The following is a 12725-nucleotide window of genomic DNA, read 5'->3' as shown; positions in this document are numbered from 1 at the left end:
AATGAAAAAATGGTGAAGATTGGATATCGCACAGCGAAAACAGCAATAGGCACCGCGCTTTCAATTAGCATCGCTCAGCTAGCGGGATTACATAATTTTGCTTCTGCCGGCATCATTACGATTTTATGCGTTCAAGTAACGAAAAAAAGATCGTTAAAAGCCGCATGGGCTCGTTTTGTCGCATGTGTTGTCGCGATGCTGTTTTCGTATATTTTTTTCCAAGGAATAGGGTATTACCCGTTTACCGTCGGATTAATGCTGCTCTTTTTTATTCCAACAACAGTGTGGTTAAAAGTAAATGAAGGGATTGCGACAAGTTCGGTTATTATTCTCCATTTGTACGCAGCAAGGAAGTTTACGTGGGAAATTATTTGCAATGAATTGTTGCTTATTTTAATCGGCATTAGTGTTGCCTTATTAATGAATATGTATATGCCAAGTGCGGAAAAGCAATTAAAGGAATACCAGCGCATTGTTGAAGATTTATTTCGCATTATTCTGAAGGAGATCGTTCGTTACTTGCGCACCAATGAAATCGATTGGGATGGAAAAGAATTGACGCTAGCAGGAGATATTTTACAAAAGGCAAAACTGCTTGCGATAAGAAATGTTGAAAATCATATGCTGCGAAATGAAGAAGGATATTATCATTATTTTCTAATGCGGGAGAAGCAATTGGAAATTATTGAACGAGTGCTGCCGCTCGTCACATCGCTCACATATACAGTGGAGCAGCGCAACATTGTTGCCGATTTTATCGACAAATTAAGCGATGCCGTTCATCCGGGAAATACGGCAGACCGCTTTCTTCGTGAACTTCATCATATGAAAAAGCGGTTTGAAACAATGCCTCTTCCAAAAACGCGAGAAGAATTTGAGGAACGGGCTGCTTTGCTGCACTTGGTGAAAGAACTTGAACAATATTTGATTATAAAAAGTCAATTTCGTGTTTCAGAAGGAAAAAAACGGGCTTCTGCTGCCATGTAACAAATATGTATGCCCACTCCCCTTTTGCCTCACACTATAACAAAGAAAAACAAAGGGTGTGGGAAATATGCGCTTTATATTAACAATGATGCTTATGTTATTTTCATTTTTATCCATCCCCGCTTCCGGGACGGCAGAAACAAAACCGTTTATTATTATCAATAAGGCGGTCAATCAACTTGCCTTTATTCATAACGGAAAAATTGAAGCCGTATATCCTGTCGCCACTGGTTTTAATGAGTCACTAACGCCAGAAGGATTGTTTATGGTTACTGTCAAGGCGGAAAACCCATATTATCGCAAACAAAATATCCCGGGCGGTGCGCCGAACAATCCGCTTGGAACACGGTGGGTTGGATTTAATGCTAGAGGAACGGACGGACGCATATATGGGATTCATGGAACGAATAATCCATCATCCATCGGAAAATATGTATCGAAAGGCTGTGTGCGCATGTACAATCGCGATGTCGAACAATTGTATGAAAAAATCCCGATTGGCACAAAAGTAGTGATTGTTCGCAGCAACGAATCGTTTTATGCAATTGCCAAACGGTATGGCGCACTATGACTATAAAAGGGCAAGCTCCGCAATAATGAAGCTTGCCCTTTTTGCATCTACAAAAAAGTGTTTCGCAAAGCCAAGAAGGCAACATTCACCACACGAAGGATATGGGCAGCCTTTAGGCGAAATTGGTCCGCCTTCGCTTTTCTTATTAAACCCACATGCTGATGCCGGTTAAAATCGTTGTGATGAGCATAGCGATCAGCATTAAATAAACGACTAATTTTTGTGTTTTTTTGCGGGACATTTCCGTTCCTGGTTACTAATATAAAAATCGATTCATCGCGATGGAACCAGCAAAACTGCTTGCCGCTCAGGAAACACCTGGGTTCCATCAGGAAGGGAGTCCTTATGTCTCACCTGCTGTGAAAGATACCCCGTGGATCGCTGTCAGCAACGGCACCTGTCGTGCACCATTCCTTCCATCGATCAGTACACGACAACGATTTTAGTAACCAGGTCCACACCTCCTTATTACAAACGTTCCTGTCTATCATTGTACCGTGATGAAAACAGGGGGACAAGGGAAAAACTTGTCCATGATTGTAAGAGAAAAAGCAGGATTTTTTGTCGAAATAGCGAATATACTTAATGTTCGCAACATTCTACAGCAAAGGGGATTGGACAATGGATGTAAAAAAAGTAGACCATGTTGGAATTGCCGTTAAGTCTATCGAGAAAGCGTTGCCATTTTATGTCGATATTTTGCAGCTGAAGTTGCTTGGCATCGAGGAAGTGGAATCAGAAAAAGTAAAAGTCGCTTTTTTAAAGGCAGGAGAGACAAAAATTGAATTATTAGAGCCGACGTCGCCAGATAGTGCGATCGCTAAGTTTATCGAAAAACGAGGAGAAGGAATTCATCACGTTGCACTTGGTGTTGATCATATTCAAGAACGTATTAATGAATTAAAGGAAAAAGGAATTCGCATGATTCAAGATGCACCAAAACGCGGCGCTGGCGGGGCGCTCGTTGCGTTTATGCATCCGAAATCAACAGGAGGCGTTTTGTATGAACTTTGCGAAAAGACGGATGCGGAGGTGCAGCAATAATGGCAAATACAACAATAATGACAGACATGTATGATAAAATTAATGAGTTATACGACCGCCGCCGCGAAATCGAATTAGGCGGCGGTGACGATAAAATTGAAAAGCAGCACGCCAAAGGAAAACTGACAGCCCGTGAGCGTATTGATTTGCTTCTTGATGAAGGAACATTTGTGGAACTGAATCCATTTATCGAGCATCGTTGTACCGATTTCGGTTTAGATGGAAAAAAAGGCCCAGGAGACGGCGTTGTGACCGGATATGGGAAAATCAACGGCCGCACCGTATTTGTCTTTTCCCAAGATTTTACCGTATTCGGCGGTGCGCTTGGAGAAATGCACGCGAAAAAAATTGCGAATATTATGGATTTAGCCGCAAAAACAGGCGCACCTGTAATTGGTCTCAACGATTCAGGCGGGGCGCGCATTCAAGAAGGGGTCTTGTCGTTAGATGGTTATGGCCATATTTTCTACCGTAACTCGATTTATTCCGGTGTCATTCCGCAAATTTCTGTAATCATGGGGCCTTGTGCGGGTGGTGCCGTATATTCGCCGGCGATCACCGATTTTGTCTTTATGGTGGAAAAAACGAGCCAAATGTTTATTACAGGACCGAAAGTGATCGAAGCGGTGACAGGGGAAAAAATTAGCGCCGAAGATTTAGGCGGCGCCCGCGTCCACAACACGATCAGCGGCAACGCCCACTTTTCCGGTGCAACCGAGGAAGAAGTGCTTAATAAAGTGCGGCAGCTGTTAAGTTATTTGCCGCAAAACAATCAAGAAAAACCGCCGTTTGGCCCGATTCCAAACGGAGACGATTATCGGCCTGATTTAGCGGATGTTGTGCCGATTGACGCAGTCCGTCCGTATGATGTGCGCAACGTCATTTTGCAGGTCGTTGATGAAGGTTCGTTTATGGAAGTACAAAAAGATTTTGCTAAAAATATTGTCATCGGTTTTGCTCGCATTAAAGGCGAAGTCGTCGGGCTTGTGTGCAATCAGCCGAAATTTATGGCTGGAGGGCTTGATATTGATTCATCGGATAAAGCGGCGCGATTTATCCGCTTCTGTGACTCATTTAACATCCCGATTATTACATTTGAAGATGTCACTGGCTTTTTCCCGGGCGTCAAGCAGGAACATGGAGGCATCATTCGCCACGGAGCGAAAATTTTGTATGCATATTCCGAGGCGACCGTCCCGAAAATTACCGTCATTTTGCGGAAAGCATACGGCGGCGCGTATGTGGCGCTCAACAGCAAGTCGATTGGCGCCGATGTCGTTTACGCGTGGCCGAATGCGGAAATCGCCGTCATGGGTCCGCAAGGAGCGGCGAATATCATTTTTGCAAGCGAAATCGAAAACAGCCCAAATCCGGAAGAAACGCGGGCGCAAAAGATCGAAGAATATCGCAGTAAATTTGCCAACCCATACGTTGCGGCGAAATACGGCATGGTCGATGATATCATCGATCCGCGTGATACGAGAATCAAACTCATCCAAGCGCTCGAGATGCTTCGGAATAAACACGAGGAACGTCCGAAGAAAAAACATGGAAATATTCCGTTGTAAAACAATGAAACCCGCTGTCACGATCATCTGTGGCGGCGGGTTTGATTGATTCGAATCGTTTTTTATTTTTCAAAAATAGAAAGAGTCACCGCTAACTATTGGCATATTTATGCCGCGAACATTAAAGTGCGTTCCATCTTTTCAGAACGTGATTTGACAGGAGTGTGTTTTTTAGGCTGTCAAGGGGCATCGGCATCGATCATGGAAACTGGGCTTTTTTTATTCTTCAAAAACAATTTTTCGCAATCGTTGGTTAAATCGGGTATACTTTTAAATGAGTACATAAGTAGGAGGAAGAACGAACATGATCAATCAGCAACGTTTAGTCGACGAATTTTTGGAACTCGTGCAAATCGATTCGGAGACAAAGCATGAAGGAGAAATCGCCAAAGTATTAAAGCAAAAATTTGAAGCGCTTGGACTGCATGTCATTGAAGATGATGCAGCGGCGAAAACCGGACATGGCGCTGGAAACTTAATTTGTACGTTAGAAGCGACAAAAGAAGGGGTGGACCCGATTTATTTTACGTCCCATATGGATACCGTTGTTCCTGGAAAAGGAGTGAAGCCGTCCATCCAAGATGGATATGTCGTGACCGATGGAACGACGATTTTAGGAGCGGACGATAAAGCGGGATTGGCGGCGATGTTCGAGGCGATTCGCGTCTTAAAAGAGCAAAACATTCCGCATGGCACGATTCAATTTATCATTACGGTCGGGGAAGAATCTGGCCTTGTCGGAGCGAAAGCGCTCGATCCGTCATTGATTCAAGCAAAATTTGGCTATGCGTTAGACAGCGATGGCAAAGTCGGAAACATCGTCGTTGCCGCGCCGACACAAGCAAAATTGAAAGTCGTTGTTTACGGAAAAACGGCGCATGCCGGCGTCGCTCCTGAAAAAGGCGTATCGGCAATTACGATCGCCGCAAAAGCAATTGCTCAAATGCCGCTCGGCCGCATTGATGAAGAAACAACGGCAAACATCGGCCGTTTTGAAGGTGGAACGCAAACGAACATCGTCTGCGACCGCGTCGATATTTTAGCAGAAGCACGATCCTTAGTGCCGGAAAAGATGGAAGCCCAAGTCGCAAAAATGAAAGAGGCATTTGAAACGGTTGCCAAAGAAATGGGAGGACGCGCCGAAGTAGATGTCGAGGTGATGTATCCAGGATTTAAGTTCGGCGACGGCGACCATGTTGTGGAGGTTGCAAAACGCGCCGCGGCAAAAATCGGGCGTCCGTGCGAATTGCTTCGCAGCGGCGGCGGCAGCGATGCGAACGTCATTGCCGGTTTTGGCATTCCGACAGTGAACTTAGCAGTTGGCTACGAAGATATTCATACGACGAATGAACGCATGCCGATTGAAGAGCTTGTCAAATTAACGGAAATGGTTGTCGCAATCGTTGAAGAAGTGGCAAAATAATAACGGAGCATCCATTGTTTGGATGCTTCTTTCTATATAGAAATAGAGTAGAGCGATAGACGGTGAGGGGAGACGGTCGAATGAAAAAATTTGTCGTTTTTCAATTGGAGCGTGAACAATATGCGATACCGGTTGAGCTTGTCATTTCCATTGAAAAAATGATGGCTCCAACAATCGTTCCGCAAATGCCAGATTATATGGTCGGAGTCATTCGCATTCGCGGCGAGTTGGTGCCGGTGCTTGATACGCGAAAACTGTTGTACGGTCGTCCTTTTGAAGAAACGGGTAGGACGCGTCTTGTTGTCACCAAGGCCGAAGATATTTCCGTTGCGTTTATTGTCGATGAGGCGAAAGAGATTCTCGATATTCCGGAAGAAGCAGTAAAGCAAGTGAATATGCTTGCGTACGAGCAAACACCATATCTTGTCGGGATCGCCAGCTTGCCGGAGCGGTTGATTACATTAATTGACCCAAACCGATTATTTGCCCATTTGGAAGGGACGAAAGCGATTAAGGAGCATATTTATAGTGCGGCTTTTTCCTTAGAAACGGAGAGAGTCTAATGAATCATGATTTTCAAACCATTGTCCAATTTCTTGTAAAAAAAATAAATCCTTATGTCATCTATCTTTTCGGTTCTGAAGCGCAACAACAAGCGCGGCAAGATAGCGATATTGATCTTGCTTTTTTAAGCGAACGAACATTAAGCCATTACGAACGGTTTATGATTGCCGGGGAGCTTGCGGCAATCTTGAATTGTGACGTTGACTTAGTTGATTTGAAAGAAGCAACGACCGTTTTTCAAGCGCAAGTTGTTGGGAAGGGGAAAGTGCTGTATTGTGCCGATGATGATAAAAAAGCACAATTTGAGATGAAAGTGTTCAAGGAATATGCGAAATTAAACGAAGAGCGGGCAGAAATTCTCGAGCGGATTCGCAAAAGGGGAGCGGTGTATGAATAATGATGTCATCCTCAACAAAATTAGCGTTATTGAGCGCTGTATCAAAAGAATAAACGAAGAATATGATAACAATCCGAAAAATTTACAGAGTCCTGAAACCAGGACTTCTTTTTTTCAGAAACATTATGTCCGCGGAAAGCTGTTCTAAATGTAATTGAAAAACTTGATATGGTAAAATGAACTGTGGTATGTTCTTTCATGAACAAATAATAAGTATAGAAAGGAACGTTTGATGATGGCAAAACAACAAATTGGCGTCATTGGATTAGCAGTAATGGGAAAAAACCTTGCGTTAAACATTGAAAGCAAGGGATATTCAGTTGCCGTTTATAACCGTTCCCGTGAAAAGACGGACGAATTTTTAAAGGAAGCGCAAGGAAAAAATATTGTTGGTACATACAGCATTGAAGAATTTGTCAATGCACTTGAAAAACCGCGGAAAATTTTGTTAATGGTGAAAGCAGGTGCGCCGACGGACGCAACCATTGAACAATTAAAGCCATATCTAGAAAAAGGCGATATTTTAATCGATGGCGGCAATACGTATTTCAAAGATACACAACGCCGCAACAAAGAATTGGCTGAACTTGGCATTCACTTTATCGGCACTGGTGTTTCGGGCGGCGAAGAAGGCGCGTTAAAAGGTCCATCCATCATGCCTGGTGGCCAAAAAGAAGCGCATGAACTTGTTCGTCCGATTTTCGAAGCGATTGCGGCGAAAGTAGATGGCGAGCCGTGCACGACGTACATCGGTCCGGACGGTGCGGGACATTATGTGAAAATGGTTCATAACGGCATTGAATACGGCGATATGCAGCTGATTGCCGAAGCGTACTTCTTGTTAAAGCATGTGCTCGGCTTAAACGCCCAAGAGCTGCATGAAGTGTTTGCCGAGTGGAATAAAGGTGAATTAAATAGCTATTTAATCGAAATTACGGCAGATATTTTTACAAAGATCGATGAGGAAACGGGCAAGCCGCTTGTTGATGTGATTTTAGATAAAGCCGGTCAAAAAGGAACGGGAAAATGGACAAGCCAAAATGCGCTTGACCTAGGAGTGCCGCTTCCAATCATCACGGAATCAGTGTTTGCCCGCTTTATTTCGGCGATGAAAGACGAACGGGTGAAAGCGAGCAAACTTCTTTCTGGTCCTGCGGTCAAACCGTTTGAAGGCGATCGTGCCCGCTTTATCGAAGCGGTGCGCCGCGCGCTGTACATGAGCAAAATTTGTTCGTATGCCCAAGGCTTTGCGCAAATGAAAGCGGCGTCTGATGAATATAACTGGAATTTGCAGTACGGCAATATTGCGATGATTTTCCGCGGCGGCTGCATCATTCGCGCGCAATTTTTGCAAAAAATTAAAGACGCATACGATCGCGATCCACAGTTGCCAAACTTATTGTTAGACCCGTATTTCAAAGAAATTGTGGAAAATTATCAAGAAGCGCTGCGTGAAATCATTGCAATCGCTGTTATGCGTGGCATTCCAGTTCCGGCATTCTCAAGCGCGTTAGCATATTATGACAGCTACCGGATGGAAACATTGCCGGCGAACTTAATTCAAGCACAGCGCGACTACTTTGGCGCGCACACATATGAACGTGTAGACAAAGAAGGAGTTTTCCATACGGAGTGGTTGAAGAAGTAAAAAAATTCCCCTTATTGCCTCGCAATAAGGGGAATTTTTTTATTGCATGTTTTCAAATAAAATAACACGCGCCGGCGCGGCGTCCGTGCCGACAAGTTTAAGCGGTGCTGCGACCATAAAGTATGAGCCTTCTGGAACGTCTTTTAACCGCAGCCCTTCGATCACGATCACACCTGCGGAAAATAACGTTTTATGCGTTGGATGCCCCGGCTGGCTTCGTTCAATGCCTAGGGCGTCGATGCCAACGCCACGAACTTTTTTATCGGCAAGATACCGGGCCGCATCTTCAGCAACATAAATAAATTCAAAATTAAAGGCATCTTCTAGCGAGTTTTTCGTTTTAAACAATACAAAATCATTTTCATGAATATCTAATGAAGCGATATCCTCTTTCGAAATTTTATCGCTCACATGCGTAAGATCGAATAGTTTGCATGTGCCAACGAGGCGGTCGAGAGAAATCGTTTCAAACGTTTCGCCGCCTTTGACCATATGAAGCGGCGCATCGATATGGGTTCCGGTATGTACATCCATGTCAATACGGGATTCCGTGACGTAATCATTTGTCACGCTCGTTAGTTTCGGTTGCTTTTCCGGTTTATTTTTATAGACAGGCATTCCTTCAAAAATTGGTGCGGTCACGTCATAAAATTTCATCGTTTCATTAGCTCCCTTCGTCATTGTTTAGGGTGGCAAATCGGCCACCAATGGAATCCATCTTTTTGCAGTAATTCATCTGAAGCTTTCGGTCCCATCGATCCGGCTTCATAGTTTGGAAAATCGATAGCTTTTGTATTTTCCCATACTTCGGAAATAGGGTCGACAAACTGCCATGAAGCGGCTACTTCATCCCAATGCGTAAAGTTTGTCGCATCGCCGCGCATGCAGTCATATAACAATTTTTCATACGCTTCTGGCGTGTTAATGCCATCGATGCAGTTGTTGCAGTAGTCTAATTTAATTGGTGTTGTTTTCATATATTCGCCGCTTTTTTTACCGTTTAAATGAAGGGTGATGCCTTCATCCGGCTGAATATGAATAATCAATAAGTTTGGCTGGATTTTTTCATTTGTCCGATAATACAAGTTCATTGGCACATCTTTAAATTGGACCACAATTTTTGTTGATTTTTCTGTCATGCGTTTACCTGTGCGAATATAAAACGGCACGCCGGCCCAACGGAAATTATCGATCATCAACTTTCCAGCTACAAACGTTTCTGTATTGGAGTTTGGATCGACGTTATTTTCCTCACGGTAGCTTACGACTTCTTTTCCGTTGACGATTCCTCTGCCGTATTGCCCTCGTACAAAGTATTGGTCTACTTCCTCGTGAGAAATTGGCCGAAGCGCGCGAAGCACTTTTATTTTTTCGTTGCGGATGTCATCGGTTGTCAGTTTAATCGGCGGTTCCATCGCCAAGAGCGCGACCATCTGAAGCATGTGATTTTGCACCATATCGCGAAGCGCTCCGGAATGGTCGTAATAGCGTCCGCGGTCCTCGACACCAAGCGTTTCACTTGACGTAATTTGAATGTTAGAAATAAACCGATTGTTCCAAAGCGGTTCAAAAATTGCGTTCGAAAAACGGATTACTTCGATGTTTTGCACCATTTCCTTGCCAAGATAATGGTCGATGCGGTAAATTTCATTTTCCGAAAACGATTGGCGAATTTCTTCATTTAGTTGTTGTGCGCTTTGAAGGTCATGACCGAACGGTTTTTCAATGACGAGCCGCTTCCAGCCGTTTGTCGCGGTAAGACCTTCCGATTTTAAGCGGGACGTAATCGTGCCAAAAAATTCTGGCGCCATCGCTAAATAAAAAATGCGGTTTCCATCAACATGGTATATTTCATCTAATTGTTGAAGCAATGACTTTAATTGCTGGTAAGAAGCCGTATCGGTTACATCGAATGGATGATAATAAAAATGAGATACGAAGCGCTGATCGCTTAATTCTTGATTAAGCGCATTTTCCACTGATTGACGGACATAGTTGCGAAACTCATCATTGGATAACGGTCGTCGTGCGACACCGACAACGGCAAATTCTTCGGACAGTTTTCCTTTTTCATATAATCGGTAGATAGAAGGAAATAACTTGCGTTTTGCTAAGTCACCAGTTGCACCAAAAATCACAATTAATGATTTCGGATCCATGTTGTTCACGATATGTACCTCGCTTTAGCCAAAATTGTCTCTTCAAGTAATTAATTGTAGAGATTTATGGCGATGAACGCAAACATTTTATATTTTTGTAAAAGAGTGTTGAAATAAGACGCGAAACATTGATACGCTAACAACAGACAAAAGTTGCTTTACATAAGGAGTGGGTGCGTTGGAATTATTGTTTTTAGGTACAGGAGCTGGAGTACCGGCAAAGGAAAGAAACGTATCATCGATTGCGCTGCAGCTATTAGAAGAACGCGGGGCAACGTGGTTATTTGATTGCGGAGAGGCGACACAACATCAAATTTTACATACGTCCATTCGTCCGAGACGAATTGAAAATATTTTTATCACCCATCTTCACGGTGATCATATTTTCGGATTGCCGGGATTGCTTGGCAGCCGCTCTTTTCAAGGCGGTGATACACCGTTAACCATATATGGCCCGAAAGGAATTCAAGCGTTTATCGAAATATCGCTTTCCGTTAGTTACACACGTTTGAAATACGACCTGCAAGTTGTCGAAATCGAGGAAGGAACGATTTTTGAGGACGAACGATTTTTAGTGATTGCCAAGCAGCTCGATCACGGCATCCCTTCCTATGGCTTTCGGGTTGTGGAAAAAGATTTGCCTGGCACACTTTTAGTAGATAAATTGAAGGCGCTCGGCATTCGTCCTGGTCCTATTTATCAACAAATTAAGCTAGGGAAAACGGTGCAGTTAGACAACGGTACGGTCATTGACGGGCGCGATTTTGTCGGTCCTCCACAAAAAGGGAGAATTGTCACGATTCTTGGCGATACACGCTATTGCGAAGCGAGCGTGGAACTGGCGAAAGAAGCAGATGTGCTCGTTCACGAAGCAACGTTTGCGGCAGAGGATAGCGCTTTGGCGCATGATTATTTTCATTCTACCGCTGTCCAAGCGGCGGAAGTGGCGAAACTCGCTGGAGTAAAGAGACTGATTTTAACTCATATTAGTTCCCGCTATCAAGGAGTGTTAAGTGAAGAGCTGCTAGAACAGGCAAGAAAGTTGTTTCCGAATACGGAGTTGGCCTCCGATTTTTCTTCCTTTATCATTCCGCGAAAAAAATAAAGCTGCCGATTTTCCGGCAGCTTTAGAAACGCCATCCCCGCTCATATTGCACTGGGGCGGAAATCGTCGTCCCCAGCTCTTTTGCGGCGGCGTATGGCCAATATGGGTTGCGTAACAGTTCGCGCGCAAGAAATACTAAATCGGCCCGGCCGTTTCTTAAAATTTCTTCCGCTTGCAGACCGGAAGTAATGAGACCGACTGCGCCAGTTGCAATATTCGCTTCACGGCGAATCGTTTCCGCAAACGGAACTTGGTAGCCCGGATACACACGGATCTTTGCAGGAACCACTGCTCCAGAGCTTACGTCAATAAGGTCGACTCCTTGTTCTTTCATGCGTTTTGCATATGGAACATAATCTTTGACCGTCAAGCCTTCCGGGTGGTAATCAGAAGCGGAAATGCGCACAAAGAGCGGTCCGTCCCATACTTCTCTTACGGCATCGATAATTTCTCCTAAAAAGCGGTAGCGGTTTTCTGGTGAACCGCCGTACTCGTCTTGCCGCCTGTTCGACAGCGGCGACAAAAATTCGTTAATCAAATAGCCGTGCGCACCGTGAATTTCGATGATATCAAAACCGGCTTCTTTGGCGCGGCGCGCCCCATTTTGGAACGCTTGAATCGTTTCTTCGATATCTGCTTTCGTCATTTCTTTCGGGGTGCGTGTTTTTTCACTGAATGGAATTGCTGAAGGAGCGATAATTTCTCCATCTACTTCCGATTTGCGCCCGGCATGGGCAAGCTGGATGCCGATTTTAGCTCCATGCTCTTTAACGAGCGAAGCTAATTCACGCAATCCATCTACATGCTCATCGCTCCAGATTCCTAAGTCGCGTGACGAAATTCTTCCTTGAGCAGCAACGGCAGTCGCTTCCACGATAATAAGACCGACTTGGCCGACAGCACGTGTCGGATAATGAATTTTATGCCAATTTCGTACTTTTCCATCTTCTGTATCGCAAGAATACATACACATAGGAGACATAACAATCCGGTTTTTGATAGTAACCCCGCGTATCGTATACGGTGAAAAAAGCATCGTTTCCATTCTCTGTTTTTCCCCCCAAGTAATGTCGTTTTCAATTGAATAATAGCACGTTTACTTGGAGAAGAAAAACGATACGTACTATGCGAAGAGGATTTCACGAGAACATCCGCCGGAAGCCCACTGCTTTAGCTGTGGAGGAAGGCGGGGTTTATATTTTCAATATATATTGAATTTTTCGTTCAATATAAGTACACTGGATTTAGAAAGGTAGGTG

The 12725-nt window shown here is 44.2% G+C and carries 13 protein-coding genes; 9 read left to right on the top strand and 4 right to left on the bottom strand.

Annotated features, from left to right (window positions below; translation table 11 throughout):
- The first annotated feature begins 9 nt into the window (after positions 1-9).
- Positions 10-987, top strand: coding sequence for an aromatic acid exporter family protein (locus DCC82_RS12510; RefSeq protein ID WP_062678693.1), 978 nt, complete (start codon positions 10-12; stop codon positions 985-987).
- Positions 988-1054: 67 nt separating this feature from the next.
- Positions 1055-1558, top strand: a complete 504-nt coding sequence (locus DCC82_RS12505; RefSeq protein WP_015864414.1) for a L,D-transpeptidase — start codon at positions 1055-1057, stop codon at positions 1556-1558.
- 145 nt (positions 1559-1703) lie between these two features.
- Here DCC82_RS12505 and prli42 read toward each other — a convergent pair whose 3' ends face one another.
- Positions 1704-1799, bottom strand: a complete 96-nt coding sequence (gene prli42 / locus DCC82_RS17475; RefSeq protein WP_015864413.1) for a stressosome-associated protein Prli42 — start codon at positions 1797-1799, stop codon at positions 1704-1706.
- Between the two features lie 380 nt (positions 1800-2179).
- On the opposite strand from prli42, the gene mce reads away from it, so the two are divergent.
- The 6 genes from mce to gndA all read left to right on the top strand — a co-directional run bounded on the left by mce (position 2180) and on the right by gndA (position 8202).
- On the top strand, positions 2180-2602 hold the full coding sequence (gene mce / locus DCC82_RS12500) for a methylmalonyl-CoA epimerase (protein WP_097354712.1): 423 nt from the start codon (positions 2180-2182) through the stop codon (positions 2600-2602).
- A gap of 17 nt (positions 2603-2619) precedes the next feature.
- Entirely contained in the window at positions 2620-4170 is a 1551-nt protein-coding gene (locus tag DCC82_RS12495) for an acyl-CoA carboxylase subunit beta (protein ID WP_097354960.1), read from the top strand.
- Between the two features lie 304 nt (positions 4171-4474).
- A complete protein-coding gene (locus tag DCC82_RS12490; protein WP_062678691.1) occupies positions 4475-5593 on the top strand; it encodes a tripeptidase T in 1119 nt (372 codons plus the stop codon).
- 80 nt (positions 5594-5673) lie between these two features.
- Positions 5674-6156: a chemotaxis protein CheW gene (locus DCC82_RS12485; protein ID WP_015864409.1), complete on the top strand. Its 483-nt coding sequence runs from the start codon at positions 5674-5676 to the stop codon at positions 6154-6156.
- Entirely contained in the window at positions 6156-6554 is a 399-nt protein-coding gene (gene mntA / locus DCC82_RS12480; protein ID WP_062678690.1) for a type VII toxin-antitoxin system MntA family adenylyltransferase antitoxin, read from the top strand. The genes DCC82_RS12485 and mntA overlap by 1 nt, the downstream gene beginning before the upstream one ends.
- 235 nt (positions 6555-6789) lie before the next feature.
- Positions 6790-8202 (top strand): NADP-dependent phosphogluconate dehydrogenase, encoded by a 1413-nt coding sequence (gndA, locus tag DCC82_RS12475; RefSeq protein ID WP_062752842.1) that lies wholly within the window; start codon positions 6790-6792, stop codon positions 8200-8202.
- A gap of 39 nt (positions 8203-8241) precedes the next feature.
- Here the strand turns inward: gndA and DCC82_RS12470 are convergent, their stop codons facing one another.
- Complete coding sequence (locus tag DCC82_RS12470) at positions 8242-8859, bottom strand: cyclase family protein (RefSeq protein WP_015864405.1); 618 nt, start codon at positions 8857-8859, stop codon at positions 8242-8244.
- Between the two features lie 20 nt (positions 8860-8879).
- Positions 8880-10361 (bottom strand): glucose-6-phosphate dehydrogenase, encoded by a 1482-nt coding sequence (zwf, locus tag DCC82_RS12465; protein ID WP_216368217.1) that lies wholly within the window; start codon positions 10359-10361, stop codon positions 8880-8882.
- A 178-nt stretch (positions 10362-10539) separates the two neighbouring features.
- Between zwf and rnz the strand changes: the two genes are divergently transcribed.
- Positions 10540-11466 carry a ribonuclease Z gene (gene rnz / locus DCC82_RS12460; RefSeq protein ID WP_062678688.1) on the top strand — a complete coding sequence of 309 codons (927 nt, stop codon included), beginning with the start codon at positions 10540-10542 and terminating at the stop codon, positions 11464-11466.
- Positions 11467-11488: 22 nt separating this feature from the next.
- On the opposite strand, the gene namA is transcribed toward rnz, so the two are convergent.
- The gene (namA, locus tag DCC82_RS12455) at positions 11489-12511 is read right to left on the bottom strand and encodes an NADPH dehydrogenase NamA (protein ID WP_062678687.1); all 1023 of its coding nucleotides are present in this window, start codon (positions 12509-12511) and stop codon (positions 11489-11491) included.
- Between the last annotated feature and the right edge of the window lie 214 nt (positions 12512-12725).

Source organism: Geobacillus sp. LYN3, from assembly GCF_003064505.1.
Lineage (GTDB): Bacteria > Bacillota > Bacilli > Bacillales > Anoxybacillaceae > Parageobacillus_B > Parageobacillus_B toebii.
This window is presented reverse-complemented; position numbering and strand designations above follow the sequence as displayed.